The organism is Micromonospora sp. NPDC049175 (genome assembly GCF_043197345.1).
In the GTDB taxonomy this organism is placed as follows: Bacteria; Actinomycetota; Actinomycetes; order Mycobacteriales; family Micromonosporaceae; genus Micromonospora.
Genome location: NZ_JBICSY010000006.1, coordinates 521,724 through 533,696, shown reverse-complemented (window position 1 = coordinate 533,696; position 11,973 = coordinate 521,724). Strand labels below are relative to the sequence as shown.

General features: G+C 71.9%; 9 protein-coding genes and 1 pseudogene. 5 read left to right on the top strand and 5 right to left on the bottom strand.

Going from position 1 to position 11,973, the window contains the following annotated elements:
• The first annotated feature begins 17 nt into the window (after nt 1–17).
• Together ACGFH8_RS25695 and ACGFH8_RS25690 are read left to right on the top strand one after the other, a co-directional pair.
• On the top strand, nt 18–1,235 hold the full coding sequence (locus ACGFH8_RS25695; RefSeq protein WP_393371637.1) for an MFS transporter: 1,218 nt from the start codon (nt 18–20) through the stop codon (nt 1,233–1,235).
• 132 nt (nt 1,236–1,367) lie between these two features.
• Complete coding sequence (locus ACGFH8_RS25690; protein ID WP_393371634.1) at nt 1,368–3,158, top strand: gamma-glutamyltransferase family protein; 1,791 nt, start codon at nt 1,368–1,370, stop codon at nt 3,156–3,158.
• Here ACGFH8_RS25690 and ACGFH8_RS25685 read toward each other — a convergent pair.
• Genes ACGFH8_RS25685 through ACGFH8_RS25670 form a run of 4 tightly spaced genes read right to left on the bottom strand, consistent with a single transcriptional unit; the run spans nt 3,155 to nt 6,397 of the window.
• Nucleotides 3,155–3,781, bottom strand: coding sequence for a response regulator (locus tag ACGFH8_RS25685; RefSeq protein ID WP_393371631.1), 627 nt, complete (start codon nt 3,779–3,781; stop codon nt 3,155–3,157). The two genes, ACGFH8_RS25690 and ACGFH8_RS25685, sit on opposite strands and share 4 nt — an antisense overlap.
• A complete protein-coding gene (locus tag ACGFH8_RS25680) occupies nt 3,778–5,016 on the bottom strand; it encodes a sensor histidine kinase (RefSeq protein ID WP_393371628.1) in 1,239 nt (412 codons plus the stop codon). The genes ACGFH8_RS25685 and ACGFH8_RS25680 overlap by 4 nt, the downstream gene beginning before the upstream one ends.
• Nucleotides 5,017–5,021: 5 nt before the next feature.
• Nucleotides 5,022–5,474, bottom strand: a complete 453-nt coding sequence (locus tag ACGFH8_RS25675) for an ABA4-like family protein (RefSeq protein ID WP_393371626.1) — start codon at nt 5,472–5,474, stop codon at nt 5,022–5,024.
• On the bottom strand, nt 5,471–6,397 hold the full coding sequence (locus tag ACGFH8_RS25670; RefSeq protein WP_393371623.1) for a hypothetical protein: 927 nt from the start codon (nt 6,395–6,397) through the stop codon (nt 5,471–5,473). Before ACGFH8_RS25670 ends, ACGFH8_RS25675 begins: the two co-directional genes overlap by 4 nt.
• Before the next feature lie 300 nt (nt 6,398–6,697).
• On the opposite strand from ACGFH8_RS25670, the gene ACGFH8_RS25665 reads away from it, so the two are divergent.
• Nucleotides 6,698–7,870: a lactonase family protein gene (locus ACGFH8_RS25665; RefSeq protein WP_393371620.1), complete on the top strand. Its 1,173-nt coding sequence runs from the start codon at nt 6,698–6,700 to the stop codon at nt 7,868–7,870.
• Nucleotides 7,871–7,957: 87 nt separating this feature from the next.
• Here the strand turns inward: ACGFH8_RS25665 and ACGFH8_RS25660 are convergent, their stop codons facing one another.
• Nucleotides 7,958–8,302: a DUF1330 domain-containing protein gene (locus ACGFH8_RS25660; protein WP_393371617.1), complete on the bottom strand. Its 345-nt coding sequence runs from the start codon at nt 8,300–8,302 to the stop codon at nt 7,958–7,960.
• Nucleotides 8,303–8,424: 122 nt separating this feature from the next.
• Here ACGFH8_RS25660 and ACGFH8_RS25655 point away from each other — a divergent pair, with 122 nt between their 5' ends.
• Entirely contained in the window at nt 8,425–9,243 is an 819-nt protein-coding gene (locus tag ACGFH8_RS25655) for a helix-turn-helix domain-containing protein (RefSeq protein WP_393371614.1), read from the top strand.
• Between the two features lie 164 nt (nt 9,244–9,407).
• Nucleotides 9,408–11,964: pseudogene (locus ACGFH8_RS25650) on the top strand (CDP-alcohol phosphatidyltransferase family protein).
• Nucleotides 11,965–11,973 lie beyond the last annotated feature (9 nt).

The following is an 11,973-nucleotide window of genomic DNA, read 5'->3' as shown; positions in this document are numbered from 1 at the left end:
GCCCGAAGGGACCGATCATGTCCAACGCCAGCCGTGCCGATGGCGCAACGACACGGTCGGGTTCCACGTCCGGCGCGGTGCGGGTCACGTTCGCCTTCTGGATCACGCTTGTGGGCACCACCGTGCCGACGCCGCTCTACCCGCTCTACGAGATGGAGTTCGGCTTCTCGTCGTTGACGGTGACAGTGGTCTACGCGCTGTACGCGTTGGGCGTGGTCGTCGGGTTGCTGGTGTTCGGTCGGCTCTCCGACCAGATCGGTCGACGCCCGGTGATCCTCGTCGCGCTGCTGCTCTCGGTCGCCGCGGACGCCGTGTTCCTGGCCGCCGTGGACCTGGCGATGATCATCGTGGGTCGGGTCCTCGCCGGTCTCTCCGCCGCGCTGATCATCGGCGCGGCCACCGCGGCGCTGGCCGAGTTGATCAGCCCGCGGCACCCGAAGCGGGCCGCCACCGTGTCGATCTTCGCGAACCTGGGTGGCCTCGCCACCGGCACCCTGCTGTCCGGGATCGTGTCGGACGTGGCGCCCGACCCGCTCCGGCTGCCCTGGGTGATCGTGCTGGTCCTGGCGGTGGTCGCGATCATCGCGTTGCGCGGCGTACCGGAGACGGTGCGGGAGCGCTCGCCGGTGACGCTGCGGGTGCAACGGCTGCACGTGCCGGCGACCATTCGCGGCGCCTTCGTCCGCTCGGCGATCACCGCCGGCTCGGGGTTCGCCGCACTCGGGGTGCTCACGTCGGTCAGCGGGCTGTTCCTCGGCATGGTCCTGCACGAGACCTCGCACACCCTGGCCGCGCTCGTGGTCTTCGTGGCGTTCGCCGGTGCCGCGTTCGGGCAACTGCTGACCCGCGTCCTGTCCTCGCGTGCCGCGCTGGCCAGCGCCTGCGTCGGTCTGATCGTGGGGGCGGGCCTGCTCGCGTTCAGCATGTGGATGGCGCTGCTGGCGACGCTCGTCCTCAGCGCGGCGATCATGGGGGTCGCGTCCGGGGTGGCGGTCGGCGACGGCATCGCGACGATCACGATGAAGACCGAACCGCAGCATCGGGCCGAGGCGGTGTCGACCTTCTTCGCGATCCTGTTCGCCATGCTCGGCGTGCCCGCCGTCGGGGTGGGCCTGCTGATCCAGAGCGCCGGCCTGCGTCCCGCCGGTGAGATCTTCAGCGCGGTGGTGGCGGTGCTCGCCCTTGTCGTCCTGCTCAGCCTCTTCCGCGGCGACCGGACGCGCCCCGCGCACTGAACGCCGACCGGACGCGCCCCGCGCGCTGAGCCTCGGCCGCTCCCGGCCCGCGCGCGGCGCACCGGCCGGGCCGGTGTGCGTGCGGATCCGGACGTCTTGCGTTCGCACCGCGGAGCCGAGTGAGGTGTGGTCATGACGTTCACCACCCGGCCCACGCTGCGGGGCACCTTCGGCATGGTCTCCTCGACGCACTGGCTCGCCAGCCAGTCGGCGATGGGCATCCTGGAACGCGGCGGCAACGCCTTCGACGCGGCGGTCGCCGCCGGGTTCGTCCTGCACGTGGTCGAACCCCACCTCAACGGGCCGGGCGGCGAGGTGCCGGCCATCGTGGCCACCGCGCGGGACCCCCGGCCGAAGGTGCTGTGCGGGCAGGGCCCCGCGCCGGCCGGTGCCACAGTCGCGCACTTCCGGTCCCTCGGGATGGACCTCGTCCCCGGCGCCGGACCGCTCGCGGCGGCCGTACCCGGCGCCGTGGACGCCTGGCTCCTGCTGCTGCGCGACCACGGCACGTGCACCCTCGCCGAGGTGTTGGAGCCGGCCATCGGCTACGCGGGCGCCGGCCACCCGCTCGTGGGCCAGGTCGGTGCCACAGTGGCGGCCGTCCGGTCGCTGCTCGAGAAGCACTGGCCCACCTCCGCCGCGCTCTGGCTGCGCGGCGGCCGCCCACCGGCCGCGGGGGAGTTGTTCGCCAACCCGGCGTACGCGGACACCCTGCGCCGGCTGGTCGAGGCGGGACAGGCGGCCGGCGCGGATCGGGAGACGCAGATCGAGGCCGCGCGCCGGGCCTGGAGCACGGGTTTCGTCGCGGAGGCGATCGACACGTTCAGCCGCCAGCCGTTCCGGGACTCCACCGGACGGCCGCACGCCGGGCTGGTCACCGGCGACGACCTGGCCGCGTACTCGGCGACCTGGGAGGCACCCGCCACCCTCGACTGGCACGGCTACTCGGTGGCGAAGACCGGCTTCTGGGGTCAGGGCCCGGTGCTGCTGGAGGCGCTTGCCACCCTGGACGCGCTCGACGACCCCGGCGCGTACGACCCGGCGACGGCGGCCGGTGTGCACGCCCAGGTCGAGGCGCTCAAGCTCGCCTTCGCCGACCGGGAGGCCTGGTACGGCGACGGCGTCGACGTGCCCGCCACGGCCCTGCTCTCCCGGGAGTACGCGCGCGAGCGGGCGGCCCTGATCGGCGATCGCGCGTCGGCGGAGTTGCGGCCGGGGCGTCCCGACGGGGCGCGGCCACGCCTGCCGGCCCACGTCCGAAGCGCTGCCGCGCGGCGTGGGCACGCGGCGGACCCGACGACGGGGGAGCCGACCGTGCGGTCGGACGGGGTGACCCGGGGCGACACCTGCCACGTGGACGTGGTCGACCGCTGGGGCAACATGATCTCCGCGACGCCCAGTGGTGGCTGGTTGCAGAGTTCGCCGACCATTCCGGAACTCGGCTTCCCGCTGGGCAGCCGGTTGCAGATGTGCTGGCTGGAGGAGGGGCTCGCCTCCTCGTTGGTCCCGGGCCGTCGACCGCGTACGACGTTGAGCCCGACGATCGTGCACCGCGACGGCGAGCCGGTGCTGGCCTGCGGCACCCCCGGCGGGGACCAGCAGGACCAGTGGCAGTTGGCGTTCCTGCTGCGGCATCTCGTCGGCGGCCAGCCGCTCCAGGAGGCGATCGACGCGCCGGCGTGGCACACGCTCAGCCTGCCGGGGTCGTTCTATCCCCGCGACGTCGAGCCCGGCGTCCTGGTGGTGGAGGACCGGCTCGACGAGGGCGTGCGGGCGGCCCTGCGGGCGTACGGGCACCGGGTGCGCGTCACCGACGGGTGGAGCCTGGGCCGGCTCTGCGCGGTGACCCGTGATCCGGCGACGGGCGTGCTGTCCGCCGGTGCGAACCCCCGGGGGATGCAGGGTTACGCGTGCGGCCGTTAGACGCCGCGCGCGAACAGCGCGAGGCGGACCCGGTTGGGGCTGTCGGTCTTGGTCATCAGGCTGGTGATGTGGGTCTTGACCGTGGTGACGCCGATGTGCAGCCGGTCGCCGATCTCGGTGTTGGACAGGCCCTCGGCGACCAGGTCCAGCACGTCCCGTTCGCGGGCGGTCAGACCCTGCACCACCCGTGGCGACTCGGGTCGGGCGTGCACCGCGCGCTGGACGAGCCGCCGCAGCACCTCCGGGCTGAACGGGCTGTCACCGACGGCGGCCCGCCGGATGCCGTCGAGCAACTCGGTCGGGGGCGCGTCCTTGAGCAGGAACCCGCAGGCGCCGGCGGTCAGGGCCGGGTAGAGGTGGTCGTCGTCGCCGAACGTGGTCAGCACCAGGACGCGGGTGGCGGGGCGGTCGGCGAGGATCCGGCTGGTCGCGGTGATCCCGTCGACACCCGGCATCCGCAGGTCCATGACGACGACGTCGGGCAGGAGCCGCCCGGCCAGCGGGATCGCGTCCCGACCGTTGTCGGCCTCACCGACGACCTCGATGTCGGGTTGGGCGTCGCAGAGCATGCGCAGCCCGGCGCGGATCAGGTGCTGGTCGTCGACCAGCAGCACCCGGATCACGCCGGCTCCGGCGCGGGTGATCCGGCGGAGGCCGTGCGTTCCCGGGGCACCGGGTGGCCGGGCGACTCGGCGGCGGAGGCCGGGAGCACGGTACGCACCCGCCACCCCGTCGGGGTTCGGCCGGCCTCCAGCCGACCGCCGAGGACCTCGACGCGCTCGCGCATGCCGGTGATGCCGTGCCCGCCGCCGGTCGGCACGCCCGCCGGCACCCCACCGTGCCCGGTGTCGGCGACCTCCCAGTGCACGGCACCGTCGCGCACGGCGATCACGACGTGCGCGCGCGCGGACGTACCCGCGTGTTTGGCCACGTTTGTCAGCGCCTCCTGGGTCAGTCGCAGCACCGCCAGACCACGGACCGCGTCGAGCGAGCCGATCGCCGGGTCCAGGTCGGCCTCCACGGTGACACCGGCCTGGCGGGCCCGGTCGATGGACGCGCCGATCGCCGCCGGCAGCGCGGAGGGCTCGATCGCGGTCAGCGCCGCGTCACCGCGTACCCCGTCGGGGTTGCGCAACACCGCGACCAGCCGACGCAGCTCCGCCAGGGCCGCGGTGCCGGTGCCGTGCACGTCGTCGAACACCTCGCCCACCCGGGGATCCAGGTCGGTGAGCACGTGCCGGGCCACGCCGACCCGCAGGACCATCGACGCCACGTGATGCGCGACGACGTCGTGCAACTCGCGGGCGATGGCCGCGCGTTCGTCGGCGCGTGCCGCGCGGTTCTCCGACGCGTGCTGGCGCTGCTCGGCCACGGCCCGCTCGACGGCCTGTCGACTCAACTCCCGGTTGGTGCGGATGACGAGGCCGAGCAGCACCGGCACGCCAACCTCCAGGGTCAGCCCGACGACGCCGGAGGCGACCTGGTCGCTCGGGGCGCCGATCGTGTCGGCCAGGTCGACCGCCACCAGCAGCGCGCCGCAGAGCCAGATGACCCGGGGGCGGTGTGCCCGCATGGTGACCTCGAGCAGCGCCCAACTGGCACCGACCTGGTTGATCGTGAAGTCCTCGACCAGGCCGAGCGCGACCGCCAGCAGGGCGGTCTGGATCACCAGGTTGACCACCGGCCGGCGGTGTGCCGCCAGCGCCACCGCGAACGCGACCACCGCGAGGATCCACTGTGTCGTGCTGGTGGTGCGGCTGTGGGGGATGAGGAGCAGGAAACCCAGCCCGCTGAGGTCGAGCAGCACCATCCGTACGAGCGTGTCCCGCATGTCGAACAGTCGCCCCGGCCATCCCACGGTGGTCAGCCTAGGTGCTGCGCGCCGGTGGCGGCAGCCGACGGTCGCCGCCACCCGGTCCGGACCGCGAGGTACGCGGCCAGGCCCAGCGGTCCGAGCAGGATGGTCAGCAGCAGCACCGGCGCCATCACCAGCGCCGGCACCCCCCGTTCCCTGCTGTCCAACCAGGCCCAGCGCCCGACGAACAGATCGAAGGCGATCATGTGGGCCCAGCCCGCCGCCGCCCCGGTGGAGGTGCCGAGCAGGTCACGCACCCCGTCCACGGTCGGCGACCGCACGGCCGTCAGCACGTCGCCGAACGCCGGGATCACCAGCAGGGCGTAGATCACCACGACCGGCAGCACGATCAGCGGCGAGGAGATGATCCGGGCGGTCCACGACCAGCGCGGCAGCAGGATCATCAGCGCCCAGAACGGCGCGGCCACCGTGAACGTCAGGGAGAACAGCGTCTCGGTCACGCGGCCAACGCCAGTTCCGGGCGGCGTCGGCGGACCAGCACCATGCCGCTGGCGGCCGCCGTCGCGACCACCAGGGCCGCGACCGCGGCCAGCGTGCCGGCGTCCGGGCGCAGCAGCGGCTGTCCGCGCAGCGCCTGCCAGGTCAACAACACGATGAGTACGCCGTACGCGCTGCCCGCGACGACCAGCAGGCGGACGCGGGTACGCGCGTCCAGCCGCGTGGCGAACCGGGTCAGCAGGATCGCCAGGATCGGCAGCGACTGAAGGGCGTGCAACCCCACGAAGTGCCCGATCCGCAGGTCACCACCCGTGGTGCTCCAGCCGACGATCGGCAACCCCGGCCCGCCGTCGGGCACGCCGACGCTGTGCGCCCCGCCGATCCCCTCGATCCCCGGGTCCTGCATCGGCAGCACCATCGGCACCGCCGCGAGCATGCCCAGCAGGGACAGGCCGAGGCCCCACCCGACGGCGGTCGCGGCGACCCGGTCGGGGATCCGCTGGATCAGGACCACGATCCCGATGATGAGGTGCGCGACGAACAGGAACATGATCGCCAGGCCCGTCGACGCGGTCAATACGATGTTCAGGGGGGAGGAGATGTTGTAGTGGCTGGTCTCGCCGCGGAGCATCTGACCGACGATCCACGCGTTCTCGACGACCGCCACCGCGACGATGACGACGGCCGCCCTCTCGACGGCCCGGCTGCGTCGGGGCAGCAGGGAGAGCATCCAGGCGAGCGTCGCGCCGTACAGCACGAAGGACACGCCGAACTTGAACGGCTTGAGCCAGACCGGCGCCCCGGTGAGGACGCGCGAGTCGGCGAAGACGCCGACCGCGGCGATGACGGTGAGCACCGCCATCACGGAGACCAGGACCATCAGTGGGCGGTTCCAGTGCGTCGCCCGACGCAGCACGGTAGTCATGCCTGTAGATGCTCGCGGACCCTCCCGTGGAAAGCGTCCGACCGCGAGCCCCGGTTGCGGCCGGCGGTCGGAGCGGGCCTCCTCCCTGGGTAGGAGATGAATGCCGTCGAGTTTCGGCCCGGCCGGGCCGGCCGTCCGCTTTGCGATATGCCATCGGAGCGCGTACGTCCTGTCATTTCATGGAACGGCACGAAATTACCCCTTTAGGGTAAGGGCGCCTATCACGACTACATCCTCCGATAGCTTTCGAAGTAGAGGAAAACTCGTATTCCTCCCTTCGTGTGCGTAAAGGAGTCAGTGATGAAGCGCAGCGTTGCGCTCGCGGCAGCCCTCCTGGCGGGTCTGACCAGCGTCGGATCAACCCCCGGGACCGCTCTCGCCGACGGTGGCGGCCCCGGATACCACGACGACCGCAAGGGGGGTGACTACCACCACGGCGACGAGGGCGCGCTCTTCGTCCAGACCAACAAGGCCGAGGGCAACACCATCAAGGTGTACGACCGCGACGAGGACGGCCGTCTCACCAAGGCGGGTGAGTACGAGACCGGCGGGCTGGGCGGCTTCACCATCGGCGCGCCGCTCGACGCGCTGGCCTCGCAGGGCTCCCTTATCTACCACAAGGGGTTGCTCTTCGCCGTGAACGCCGGCAGCAACACCGTGACCGTCTTCGGTGTCGAGGGCACCAAGCTGCACAAGCTCCAGGTCGTCTGGTCCGGGGGCCTGCTGCCGGTCAGCATCGCCGCCCGTGGCGACCTCGTCTACGTCGTCAACGCCGGTGGCGAGGGTTCGGTGCAGGGCTTCGAGCTGAACAAGGGCCACCTGTCGCGGATCGAGGACGCCAACCGCTCGCTCGGGCTGCACAACGGCAACCCGCCCGCGTTCGCCACCGCCCCGGCCCAGATCAAGATCGACCCGGACAGCGAGTTCGTCCTGGTGTCGACGAAGGGCAACAACGTCATGTTCAGCTACGAGATCGGCCGCCACGGCGAGCTGGCCTCGAACCCCGTCATCAGCGACGCCGGGAACACCCCGTTCGGCTTCACCTTCGACAGCGAGGACTCGGTGCTGGTCACCGAGTCGGGCGCGAACGCGGTCAGCCGGTTCGAGCTGGACGACGACGGCACGCTCGACCAGGTCGGGGAGTCGGTGCCCAACGGTCAGCAGGCGCCGTGCTGGATCCAACGCGTCGGCGACTACTTCTTCGTCGCCAACGCCGGCAGCTCCACCATCAGCTCCTACCGGGTGAACGACGACGGCAAGCTCGAAATCGTCAAGAACGTCGCCGCCGACACCAACGGCGGGTCGATCGACATGACCACGAGCGACGGCTTCCTGTACGTACAGAACGCCACCGCCGGCAACGTGCAGGGCTACGAGGTGAACGAGGACGGCTCGCTGAAGCTCGTCACCACCGTGGAGGGCCTGCCGAAGTTCGAGAACGGCATCGGCATGGAGGGCATCGCCGCCTCCTGAACGGCGTCACCCGCTGGTCCCGGTCGCTCGCCGACCGGGACCAGTTCCGTGTGCTGCCCGCCCCGAGGACCACGCCCTGATCCGACGCTACGAACCGTCGGCCTGCCGGAGCGCGGCGGCCAACTCCGCCGAGCTGTGGTTGGCGCCGACTCCCTCGACGAGGATCGCCTCGCCCGCGAGGTGCCTCGTCCGCAGGGGTTTGATCTCCTGGTACGCGGGCGAGTGGTACCAGGAGCGGGCACTGGCCAGATCGGGGAACTCGATGATGACCAGGTCGCCCGGCCAGCTACCCTCCAGCACCTCGATGGGCCCGGCGTGGACGATGAACCGGCCACCGAAGGGCACCAGCGTGGCATCGATGCGCTCCAGATATTCCAGCACCTCGGCATGGACGGGTGCCCGGCGCAGATGAGCAAGCGCGTACGCGGTCATGATTCTCCTTCGTCGCGGACGGGGTTGTCGCCCTGCCGGAAATGATGGCGAGCGCCCGTGTTCCCTGTCGATTACGTCGCAGGTAATGGGGCCAACCCCGTGCTGTTCACTAAGGTCGGGGCGTGACGACCAGGACCGGGCCGGGCCGAACGGTGGGGGAGCTGCTGCGCGACTGGCGTCGAACCCGCGGGTTGAGTCAGCTCGACCTGTCGATCGGGGCGGGGGTGTCGACCCGGCATCTGAGCTTCGTGGAAACCGGGCGGTCCCGGCCCAGCCCGGACCTGATCCTGCGGCTGGCGGAGCAGCTCGACGTGCCACTGGCCGAGCGCAACACGGCCCTGCTCGCCGGCGGATACGCCCCCGCCTATTCCCGCCACGAGTTGGGCGACCCGGAACTCGCCCCGCTCCGGGCCGCCGTACGGCAGATGCTCGACGGGCACGACCCGTACCCCGCGGTGCTTGTCGACAAGCACTGGCGGCTCGTCGAGGCCAACCCCGCCGTCGCCCTGTTCACCGCTGGCGCGAAACCCCATCTGCTGACCCCACCGATCAACGTGCTGCGGCTCAGCCTGCACCCCGACGGCATGGCGTCGCGAATCACCAACCTGTCCGAGTGGCGGGCTCACCTGCTCGCACGGCTGCGTCAGCAGGCCGCGACGACTGGCGACCCGGTCCTGTCCGACCTGCTCGACGAGCTTCGCGGCTATCCCGGTGGCGACGACGCCGTGGCGCCGACCAGCGCCGACCGGCCACGTGTCGTCATCCCCCTGCGGTACCGCCACGGGGAGCGGGAGCTGTCCTTCATCAGCACCACCACCCTCTTCGGCACCCCGCTGGACGTCACCGTCGCCGGGCTGGCTGTCGAAGCCTTCTTCCCCGCCGATCCGGTGACCACCGCCGCGCTGCACGCCCTCGGCGCGCCCGGAGCAGGCACGCGCTGACCTCGGCGCCCACCGTCACGGCCGGGGCGCCGGTCGGCGCGCCTCGGCCGAGGCGACTCCTCCGTGTCCGCCGTGCCAGCGTGGCGGCGTGCGTTTCAGAATGAACCGATCGGTCATATTTTCCGTGTTCCCGGTGAGTCACCCCCCTGAGTCGCGGAGGCACGATGTCAACGGTTCGAACTGGTCCGGTCATCGGACTGCTCGTGCAGATCGCGCTGCTGGCGGTGCTTGCCGGGACTGTCGGTCTGGGCGCCGCGGGTTGGGTGGCCGGCCTGGCGTACGGGGTGGGCCTGTGCCTCCTGCTCGGTCGGGGGTTGTCCCGGTCGGGTGCGCGGGGCCTCGGCCCGGCCGACCGGGTGACCCTGGGCCGGGCGATCCTCGTCGGCGGCGTGACGGCCCTGGCCGCGGACGCGCTCACCCGGCCGGCGCCGATCGCGGTGCTTGTCGTCCTGACGGCCGTGGCGTTGGCCCTCGACGCGGTGGACGGGTACACGGCCCGACGCACCGGGACCACAAGTGAGCTGGGCGCCCGCTTCGACATGGAGATCGACTCCTTCCTGGTGCTGGTGCTCTGCCTCCACGTCGCTCCGGCGGTGGGCGCCTGGGTGCTCGCGATCGGCGCGATGCGCTACGTCTTCGTCGCCGCGAGCTGGGTGCTGGGCTGGATGCGCGGGTCCCTGCCGCCGCGCTACTGGCGCAAGGTGGTCGCGGCGATCCAGGGCGTGGCGCTGCTGGTGGCCACGGGAGACGCGCTGCCCGGACCGCTGACGACAGTCGTGCTGGTGGCGTCACTGGCGCTGCTGATCGAGTCGTTCGGCCGCGACGTGGCGTGGCTGTGGGTGACCCGGCACCGTCGCCGCACCCCGCTCCACACCATCCCGGGCGTACCGGCCACGATGGTCCACGTGAGCGGCCACCGCCCGACGGTCGCCGTGGCTCGCGGCGACATCGCCCGCGTCTGAGTCGCCCGTACGCCGCACACCGCAGGACCATGGAAGGATGCCCGGGTTGTCGCTCTTGACGCGAGTACGTGAGCTGCCGAGCCAACGGCGAAAGGCGATGAGGGACGGACTCCCGGCTGCTACCGCCGACGACGGCACCGAGGGCGCGGGGCGAGCGGCGCGTACCGTCGTCGCCCGGCTGACGACAGTCCTGGCCGCGCTGCTCGTGGTGTTCGTCCTCACCGTGCCGTACGACTTCGGCCGCCTCACCCCGGCGGCGTTCGTCCGGATCCCCCTGGAGGCGCTGCTGGTCGTGGCCCTCCTGCTCGCCCTGCCGCGGCGGGGCAGCCGACTGGTCGCCACCCTCGCCGGCGTGGCCCTCGGCCTGCTCGGCCTGCTGAAGCTGCTCGACCTGGGGTTCACGGCCGCGCTCAGCAGGGCGTTCGACCCGGTGCTCGACTGGGCGTTGCTCGACGAGGGGTTCGCCTTCCTCAGCGAGTCCTACGGCCGGCCCGCCGCCATCGGCGTCGCGGTGGTCCTGGCGGTGGTGCTCGTGGGACTGCCCGTCCTGGTGACGTTGTCGATGCGGCGACTGCGGCGGCTGGTGGTCGGGCACCGCACCGGGACCACCCGGGTGGTGGCCGCGCTCGTGGTCGTCTGGGTGGCCTGCGCCGCCTTCGACGTGCGGGTGGGGCCGGCCGTACCGGTCGCCGACACGTCCGCGACGACCCTGGCCAACGGCCACGGCTTCCAGGTGCGTCTGCGCCTCGACGACCGGAAGACGTTCTCCACCCTGATCGAGGCCGACAGGTTCCGTGACACCCCGGGCGACCAACTGTTGACCGCGCTGCGGGGCAAGAACGTGGTTGTCGCCTTCGTGGAGAGCTACGGACGGGACGCCGTCGAGGACCCGGAGTTCGCGCCGCAGGTGGGTGCCGTCCTCGACGGCGGCACCAGCCGGCTGGGCACGGCCGGCTTCGCCGCGCGGAGCGGTTTCCTCACCTCACCGACGTTCGGTGGCGGCAGTTGGCTCGCGCACGACACGTTGCTCTCCGGCCTCTGGATCGACAACGACCAGCGGCACCGCACCCTGCTGGCGAGTGACAGGTTGACCCTCAACGGTGCCTTCCGGCGGGCGAACTGGCAGACCGTGGGTGTGATGCCCGCGGTCAGCAGGGCGTGGCCGGAGGGGTCCTTCTTCGGCTACCAGCGGTTCTACGACGCCAGGGCGCTCGCGTACCGTGGCCCGAAGTTCAGTTTCGGCACCATGCCGGACCAGTACACCCTGGCCCGCTGGCAGCGCCTGGAGCAGGCGAGGCCGGACGGCAACGTGATGACGGAGCTGGCGCTGGTGTCCAGTCACGCGCCCTGGACGCCCGTTCCGCCGATGCTCGACTGGGCGTCCCTGGGCGACGGCGCGGTCTTCCGCTCCGCCGGGGCGGGCGAGTCGGACGACGACCGGCGCCGCAGCGCCACCCAGATCCGGGCGGACTACCGCGCGTCCATCGAGTACACGCTGAGCACGCTCATCTCCTACGTGCAGACCTACGGAGACGACGACCTCGTGTTCGTCTTCCTCGGCGACCACCAGCCCGCCGCGGTCGTCACCGGCGAGAACGCCAGCCACGACGTTCCGATCTCGATCATCACGAAGGACCGGGCGGTCCTGGACCGGATCTCCGGGTGGGGCTGGCAGGACGGGCTGAAGCCGGGACCGTCGGCACCGGTCTGGCGGATGGACAGCTTCCGGGACCGGTTCCTGACCGCCTTCGGACCGTGATCCGGCCCC